Genomic DNA, 8,177 nt, shown 5'->3' on the forward strand with positions numbered 1-8,177 from the left:
ATATATAATGTATAGTGCACAATAAATCTATCATTATCTCAAAATAGTTTTTTGATTAAAATAAAAACTCCCCTGCTGATCAGGAGAGTTTTTATTTAGGTATCCGAATGGTAAGCTGGATGTACTCTTCGAATTCTTCTTCTTCAGTATTCAGTCTGACGCCGCTGTCTTCTACCATAGACAGTGACTGACGAATCGTATTCATCGCAATTCTTGTATCCCTGCTGAACGCTTTGCGTCTCGGCTTTGGTTTCTGCTTATTCTGTTCAAGCATTTTCACCACTCTGTCTTCCGTCTGCTTGACGTTTAAGCTTTTCTCAATGATTTCCGCAAGCAATGTGACCTGAAACTCCGGCTGTTTGAGCGGAATCAGTGCTCTTGCATGACGTTCCGTAATTTTTTTCTCCATAATCGCATCCTGGACGGGTTCCGGGAGCTTTAACAATCGGAGCTTGTTCGCAATCGTTGACTGGCCTTTTCCTAAGCGCTGCGCCAAGGCTTCCTGTGTTAAATCATGAAGTTCTAACAGCCTTGCGTACGCATGAGCTTCCTCAATGGAGGACAATTCTTCCCTTTGCAGGTTTTCAATCAAAGCGACAGATGCTGTTTCCGTATCAGAAAAATCTTTAATAATTGCGGGAATCTTCTCCCATTCAAGCGTCTGTACCGCTCTCCAGCGCCTTTCACCCGCAATGAGCTCATATTGTCCTTCATCTTCTGTATGTCTGACAACAATCGGCTGAATGATGCCGTGTGTATGGATAGTCATTGCTAACTCTTTGATTTTTTCATCTGAGAAAATGGTGCGTGGCTGAAAACGGTTGGGAACGATAGCATGTACCGGTATTTCGAGTATCTCTTCTTTGTTTGTATCATGCTCAGCTATCTCCGGTTCCTCTTCCTTCTCACCAAACCCGAAGAAACGAGAGAATGAATGCTTCATGTACCTACACCACCTTTAAAAACTGCCATTTTTATAATTCTATTTTCTCATGGTTTTTCCTGCTGTATCTTCATCAATTTTGCAGAAAATATGATGGAATTGTCACATCAGGCTGTCTAAATTACCCTTCAATTGGCGATTTATTTGGAGTACCCGGTTTTCTCGGATATTTTTTCGGAGTGCTTTTCGTCTTGCGAATGATCATGATGTTCCGTTCACTTTCTTCAACAGGAAGTGTAAAGGAATGAACTTGTTCAAGCTCTCCTCCCAATACTTTAATCGCCTTTTGCCCCGCTTTCAGCTCTTCATCAGCTGCTGCTGCTTTCAGTGCGGCAAATACGCCGTTTTTCTTGGCCAGCGGCAGACAAAGCTCACTCAGGACCGACAGACGCGCCACCGCACGGGCCGTCACGAGATCGAAGCTTTCCCGTACGTCTTTCCGCTGTCCGAATGTCTCCGCTCTGTCATGGACAAATGTCGTATGCTCTAATTGTAAAGCATCAGAGAGAGTTTCCAAAAACGTAATCCGCTTATTCAGTGAATCGACGATGGTGACATGCAGATGCGGGAAGCAGATTTTGACGGGCAGGCTTGGAAAACCGGCGCCGGCGCCGACATCACAAAGAGTGGTGACCTTTTCAAAATCAATATAAAATGCCGCCGTTATCGAATCATAAAAATGCTTGAGATAAACTTCCTTTTTCTCAGTGATGGATGTCAGATTCATTTTTTCGTTCCATTCCACGAGCATCTGGTAATACAACTCGAATTGCTCCAGCTGGCGGTCAGAAAGGGAAATCCCTTTCTCCGCTAAACTGGATGTAAATTCCTCTATATTCATGCCGTCATCCTTTCTATTCAGCTACCTTGGCAATACGGCCCTGCTCCAGGTATACCAGCAAGATTGAAATGTCTGCCGGATTGACGCCGGAAATACGGGACGCTTGAGCAACTGATAAAGGACGCACTTCTTTCAGCTTTTGACGGGCTTCAGTAGCAATTCCTTTAATGGCGTCATAATCAATCCGATCAGGGATTTTTTTATTTTCCATTTTCTTCAGCTTTTCCACTTGCTGCAAGGATTTTTCGATATATCCTTCATATTTCACCTGAATTTCCACTTGTTCCGCCACATCTTGCGGAACCGGAGAATCTGCAGGCGCAAGTTTTGTCACTGTTTCATAGTTCATTTCCGGACGTTTCATTAAATCTGTGCCGCGCACTCCGTCTTTCAGCTCGCTTCCGCCGAGTGAGCGGATATATTCCTGATTCTCAGGAGACGGCTTGATAATAACAGACCAGAGACGTTTTTTCTCCGCCTCGATCGCCGCTTTTTTCTTCTCAAACGCTTCATAGCGCTCATCAGAAATTAAGCCGATATCGTGGCCGATTTCCGTCAGACGAAGATCCGCGTTGTCGTGACGGAGCAGCAGTCTGTATTCCGCCCGTGAAGTCAGCAGACGGTACGGTTCATTGGTTCCTTTCGTTACCAAATCATCAATCAATACACCGATATAAGCATCGGAACGGCTGAGGATCACTTCTTCTTTTCCAAGCGCTTTGCGGCCTGCGTTGATCCCTGCCATAATTCCTTGCCCGGCTGCTTCCTCATAACCTGATGTACCGTTAATTTGACCGGCTGTGTACAGGTTAGGGATTTTTTTCGTCTCCAGTGTAGGCCAGAGCTGCGTCGGTACAATCGCGTCATACTCAATCGCGTATCCGGCTCTCATCATCTGCACCTTTTCCAGTCCCGGAATGGTCGCCAGCATCCGCTGCTGCACGTCCTCAGGAAGACTCGTGGATAAACCTTGAACGTATACTTCCTGCGTATTTCTGCCTTCCGGCTCAAGGAAAATCTGATGACGCGGTTTATCATTAAACCGAACGACTTTATCTTCAATCGAAGGGCAGTATCTCGGTCCCGTTCCTTTAATCATACCGGAATACATTGGCGAACGATGCAGGTTGCTGTCGATGATCTCATGAGTCTCAGGACTCGTGTAAGTCAGCCAGCAAGGCAGCTGATCGGTAATGTATTCAACCGTTTCATATGAGAAAGCGCGCGGAACCGGGTCCCCCGGCTGGATTTCTGTTTTGCTGTAATCAATGGAATCGCTTGAGACACGGGGAGGCGTGCCCGTTTTAAAACGGACGAGATCAAAACCGAGCTCCTCTAAGTGCTCAGAAAGTTTAATAGACGGCTGCTGGTTATTCGGACCGCTTGAGTAAGACAGATCACCGAGAATGATCCGCCCTCTTAAATACGTTCCGGTTGTCAGCACGACCGTTTTTGCCTTATATTCAGCACCGGTTTGCGTAATGACACCGCGGCACTCCCCGTCTTCAATGATTAAACGCTCGGCAATCCCTTGAAGAAGTGTCAAATTCGGTGTTTTTTCCAGCGTATGCTTCATTTCGTGCTGATATTGGAATTTATCCGCCTGCGCACGCAGCGCCCGTACGGCCGGACCTTTTCCTGTATTCAGCATTCTCATTTGAATATGAGTTTTATCTATATTTCTAGCCATTTCTCCGCCGAGCGCGTCAATTTCGCGGACGACAATCCCTTTCGCGGGGCCGCCGACAGACGGATTACATGGCATAAACGCAACCATATCAAGATTGATCGTCAAAACAAGCGTTTTGGCTCCCTGGCGCGCGGATGCGAGGGCAGCCTCAACACCGGCATGCCCGGCGCCGATGACAATCACGTCGTATTGGCCTGCTTCATACCCCATGGTTTTTTCCTCCCTTTTATTTACCTAAACAAAATTGTGAAAAGAGCTGATCAATTAAGCTTTCGTGGACGGCATCACCTATGATTTCGCCCAGCAGCTCCCAGCACCTTGTCAAATCAATTTGGACCATATCAATCGGAACATCCTGTTCAATTCCGTTCAGCGCATCATCAATCGCTTGCTTTGCCTGATGCAGAATCGAGATATGACGGGTGTTGCTGACATAGGTGAGATCTCCGCTTTCGATCGCTCCTGTATAAAATAGCGACTGAATCGCTTCCTCTAAATCTTGAATGCCTTCTTCTTTCAGCAATGAGGTCGTGACGACAGGCCGGCCTTTCGCCAGTTCCTTGACGCGCTCAGCGTCAATCTTAGCCTCAAGGTCCGTCTTATTCATAATGACAATGACGTCCATTCCCTCAACCGCTTCAAACAATTTCACATCTTCTTCAGAAAGCTCTTCGCTGTGGTTAAGCACAAGCAAAATGAGATCCGCTTCCTTCAGAACCTGCCGTGACCGTTCCACACCGATTCTTTCGACGATGTCTTCTGTCTCACGGATTCCGGCGGTATCGACAAGCCGAAGCGGCACGCCTCGGACATTGACATATTCCTCAATCACATCACGCGTCGTTCCCGGAATATCGGTTACGATCGCCTTCGTTTCATGGACAAGGCTGTTAAGCAGAGAGGATTTTCCGACGTTCGGACGGCCGATGATCACGGTAGACAGTCCCTCACGCAAAATTTTCCCCTGCTCAGACGTACGGAGCAGCGCCTCGATTTCTTTCTTCACGCCGCTTGCCTTCTCCACTAAAAGCTGATGCGTCATTTCTTCGACGTCATCATATTCCGGATAATCTATATTAACCTCAACATGGGCAAGTGTTTCTAACAACTCATCACGCAGACGGCGGACAAGCGCGGAAAGCCGTCCTTCCATCTGGTTCATGGCGACATTCATGGCACGGTCCGTTTTGGCCCTGATCAGATCCATCACCGCTTCCGCCTGTGATAGGTCAATCCGTCCGTTTAAAAATGCGCGCTTCGTAAACTCACCGGGTTCTGCCAGTCTCGCACCTTCTCTTAAAGCAAGCTGGAGCACCTGATTAACCGTCACAATACCCCCATGACAGTTGATTTCAATGACATCTTCCCTTGTGAATGTTCTGGGCGCTCTTAAAACAGACACCATGACTTCCTCAATAATCCGTCCCGTCGTGCTGTCCGCGATATGCCCGTAATGAATGGTATGCGATTCTGCCGAACTGAGCGTTTTGCCTTTCGGACCCTTGTACATTTTGTCGGCGATCTTTACGGCTTCAGGGCCGCTCAGCCGAACGATCGCAATCGCGCCTTCACCCATCGGAGTTGAAATCGCTGCAATTGTATCCATGCTGTTCACCTCTCTTTATCTCTGTTTCCATCTATATAAAAAATTTTATTTACGCCAAAATTAAAAGATAACATAGTTTGGTTTGAAGTGGAAGATACGTTATCCACAAAGGCAGAAATTCATCCCTTATTACTTTAACTTATCCACATGTGAATAACAATTAATTTTATTTCCTAAAACCTTTTTTATCAACAGCATAGACCGAAAAAGAAAAAACTTAAACGCAAAAAGTGCGATTCTGCTTAGGAATAGAGCCATTTTTACCAATAAAAAAACCGAAGTTCCGATTTTACCCGGACTTCGGTTTTCTGCTATCTTTATGGGAAATAACGAGGTGGCGGTACCGGCCTTCACCGGTAGAAAACGTTTTGATATTTGGATGCTTTGACAGCGCGTCATGGATGATTTTTCTTTCACCTGACGGCATCGGTTCTAAATGCACATCTTTTTTCGTTTTCGACACTTGCTTGGCCAGCCTGTTTGCCAGCTGCTCCAGAATTTCTCTTCTTTTCCGCCGATAATTCTCAGCGTCGACAACGGCTTGGCGATACTGGCCGGAGCCGCGGTTCAAAACAAGCTGCGTCAATGTTTCCAGGGCATTGAGTGTTTGTCCTCTTTTGCCAATAAGCAGCGCCGCTTTTTCACCTTTAATGTGAAAACAGACTGTTTTCTTGTTTTCTTCCGTAACAATCTCAGAAGGTCCGGCAATGGAATGGATGATTTCTTCCAAATACGCTTTCGCTTCATGAACAGGATTTTTTTTCTCTTCCAGTTCTACGATCGCATTCTTTTTTCCGAAAATACCCAAAAACCCTTTGTATCCTTCTTGCACCACCGTTATTTCTACTTGATCTTTCGTCAGTTGAAGTTCCTGAAGGCCTGATTGAACTGCTTCTTCGACATTCCGTCCCGCAGCAGTCACCTTCTTCACTTTTTCTTTCCTCCCGCTTTCTGCGTTTCCGGATCGTGTTTAATGTCAGGTCCTTTAATAAGGAATGTCTGAGCAATCATAAACAGGTTTCCGACTACCCAATACAGAGAAAGCGCGCTCGGGAAGTTGATCGCAAATACGATGATCATGATCGGCATAATCCATACCATCATCGCCATTTGAGGATTCTGAGTCGGATTTCCGGCCATCATCAGCTTCTGCTGGACAAAAGTGGCCACACCGGCAACGATAGGAAGAATATAGTAAGGATCCTTCTCTCCTAGGTCAAACCATAAAAAGCTGTGCTGTGAAATGGCTTGCGTACGCATAATGGCGTGGTAGAATCCGATCAAAATCGGCATTTGAATCAGGATCGGGAAACATCCGGCCAGCGGGTTTACCCCGTGCTTTGAAAACAGGGCCATCGTTTCCTGCTGAAGCTTCTGCTGCGTTTTTTGATCTTTAGAGCTGTATTTTTCTCTGAGCTTCTGCATTTCAGGCTGCAGCGCCTGCATCGCTTTTGAGCTTCGAAGCTGCTTGATCATCAGCGGCAGAATCAGCAGACGAATTAAAATCGTAACGATGATAATCGATAAACCATAGTTATCGCCCGTCAGTTTCGCTACGTACGTAATGACTTCTGACAATGGATACACAACATATTTGTCCCAGAAATGCGGACTATTCGCCGTAATCGGCTCTTTCACACTCGAGCACCCGGCCAGCAGCACGAGCATACCGACCATACTCAGTAGTAACCATATTCTCCTTTTCAAGAACGTTTCCTCCTATACCAATCTTTATGAACCTTGTATGTATTTTAGCATCTTTCAGTTTCAAATGGCGTTCATTTTTCGCCAAATAAAAGGAAGCGCTTTTAAAAACGTGAAGAAAACAAAATATGAGCTATTTTGACGAAGATTTCTTATATAATGAGGTTTTTCTGAATAAGTGCTGCAGACTCTTTTTCGTTTCTTCAAAACTGAGGTCGCCGGCGGGTTTTCTTGCGATAATAATAAAATCTTTCGGCTTGAGCAGCTCTTTTTCCTCCTGAACAGCCTGTCTGATTAACCGCTTCACCCGATTGCGCACGACGGCATTGCCGATTTTTTTACTGACAGAAAGCCCTACCCGGAGCTCTTCCTGTTTCGGCTGATCAAGCGTATACAGCACGAACTGGCGGTTTGCCATAGACGTTCCGCGTTTAAACACTTTTTGAAAATCTTCATTTTTCTTTAACCGATTTCGCTTCTTCACTTTAATTCACTCCGATATTCACTCGCAGAAACTTTTATTTCTATCTAAAAAAAACGGGCCGCCGGAATACTGAAGAAATTTCTCCAGTACCGGGCGACGCATGACATCTCACTCTCTTAATGTGAAAAAAGACCACTGACATTATTCAGTGGCCTAAGCTGATAATACTTTTCTGCCTTTGCGGCGACGGCGTGCTAATACTAGACGACCGTTTTTTGAACTCATACGGCTTCTGAAGCCATGAACTTTACTGCGTTTACGGTTATTCGGTTGGAATGTTCTTTTCATTTATGACACCTCCCTCGAGGAATAGCTGTTAAAGACAGTCTTACTTATTATATTTGTGCTGCCTATTCATTGTCAACTTCAGCAGTGCTTTTATTTCTTACAACCATAATAGGATAACATACCTTAACCAGTTTAGAAACCTTATTTTTCATATTCCTTTTTTTAACGCAAAAAAAAAGCCGCGCTCCCCCGGAAAAACGACATGTGGATAATTTTTTTGCCTTTTTTTAATATCCACAGTCGTTATCGACAACATTTTCACATTGCTAACTCCTGTGGACAAAGATTTTTCAACAAGTTGTCAGGTTTGTGGATAAGATTACGAGAACCATTGCAAGTCCTCGCTTAATTTGATATTATATTTGTGTTTTAACTCTTAATTACTTATCCAGCCCATTCTCTTTATCCACAAACTGTGGATAAGTTGTGGATTGTTTTCACACAGCTTGTGTAGATTGTTGTCCACAACTTGTGGAATTTGTCGAAAAGCTGTTTTTCTACTATACTATATGTTTTCAACATTTCGTGTGTACGAATGGTCAGAGCCATATGCTCTTTTTTTGTGTTCTATAACAGGGAAAGGGCGCTGATTTTTAAAGAAAAGGAGGGCTGTGCCGGATA

8 protein-coding genes are annotated in these 8,177 nt (G+C 45.1%); all 8 read right to left on the reverse strand.

Annotated features, from left to right (window positions below; genetic code table 11):
• Nucleotides 1-91: 91 nt before the first annotated feature.
• The 8 genes from noc to rpmH all read right to left on the reverse strand — a co-directional run bounded on the left by noc (nt 92) and on the right by rpmH (nt 7,556).
• Nucleotides 92-943, reverse strand: a complete 852-nt coding sequence (gene noc, locus NYE68_RS21615) for a nucleoid occlusion protein (protein WP_007409900.1) — start codon at nt 941-943, stop codon at nt 92-94.
• 121 nt (nt 944-1,064) lie between these two features.
• On the reverse strand, nt 1,065-1,784 hold the full coding sequence (gene rsmG / locus NYE68_RS21620; RefSeq protein ID WP_324636182.1) for a 16S rRNA (guanine(527)-N(7))-methyltransferase RsmG: 720 nt from the start codon (nt 1,782-1,784) through the stop codon (nt 1,065-1,067).
• A gap of 13 nt (nt 1,785-1,797) precedes the next feature.
• The gene (gene mnmG / locus NYE68_RS21625; protein WP_007615086.1) at nt 1,798-3,684 is read right to left on the reverse strand and encodes a tRNA uridine-5-carboxymethylaminomethyl(34) synthesis enzyme MnmG; all 1,887 of its coding nucleotides are present in this window, start codon (nt 3,682-3,684) and stop codon (nt 1,798-1,800) included.
• Between the two features lie 16 nt (nt 3,685-3,700).
• Nucleotides 3,701-5,080 carry a tRNA uridine-5-carboxymethylaminomethyl(34) synthesis GTPase MnmE gene (gene mnmE, locus NYE68_RS21630; RefSeq protein WP_007409903.1) on the reverse strand — a complete coding sequence of 460 codons (1,380 nt, stop codon included), beginning with the start codon at nt 5,078-5,080 and terminating at the stop codon, nt 3,701-3,703.
• A 289-nt stretch (nt 5,081-5,369) separates the two neighbouring features.
• A complete protein-coding gene (gene jag / locus NYE68_RS21635) occupies nt 5,370-6,011 on the reverse strand; it encodes an RNA-binding cell elongation regulator Jag/EloR (RefSeq protein WP_020958121.1) in 642 nt (213 codons plus the stop codon).
• On the reverse strand, nt 6,008-6,757 hold the full coding sequence (gene spoIIIJ / locus NYE68_RS21640; protein WP_007409906.1) for a YidC family membrane integrase SpoIIIJ: 750 nt from the start codon (nt 6,755-6,757) through the stop codon (nt 6,008-6,010). The genes jag and spoIIIJ overlap by 4 nt, the downstream gene beginning before the upstream one ends.
• Before the next feature lie 160 nt (nt 6,758-6,917).
• Nucleotides 6,918-7,268 carry a ribonuclease P protein component gene (gene rnpA, locus NYE68_RS21645; protein ID WP_004392944.1) on the reverse strand — a complete coding sequence of 117 codons (351 nt, stop codon included), beginning with the start codon at nt 7,266-7,268 and terminating at the stop codon, nt 6,918-6,920.
• Between the two features lie 153 nt (nt 7,269-7,421).
• Nucleotides 7,422-7,556: a 50S ribosomal protein L34 gene (gene rpmH, locus NYE68_RS21650; RefSeq protein WP_003178075.1), complete on the reverse strand. Its 135-nt coding sequence runs from the start codon at nt 7,554-7,556 to the stop codon at nt 7,422-7,424.
• Nucleotides 7,557-8,177: the final 621 nt, after the last annotated feature.

It is taken from the genome of Bacillus sp. FSL R5-0447, assembly GCF_038606125.1.
GTDB classification, from domain to species: domain Bacteria; phylum Bacillota; class Bacilli; order Bacillales; family Bacillaceae; genus Bacillus; species Bacillus velezensis.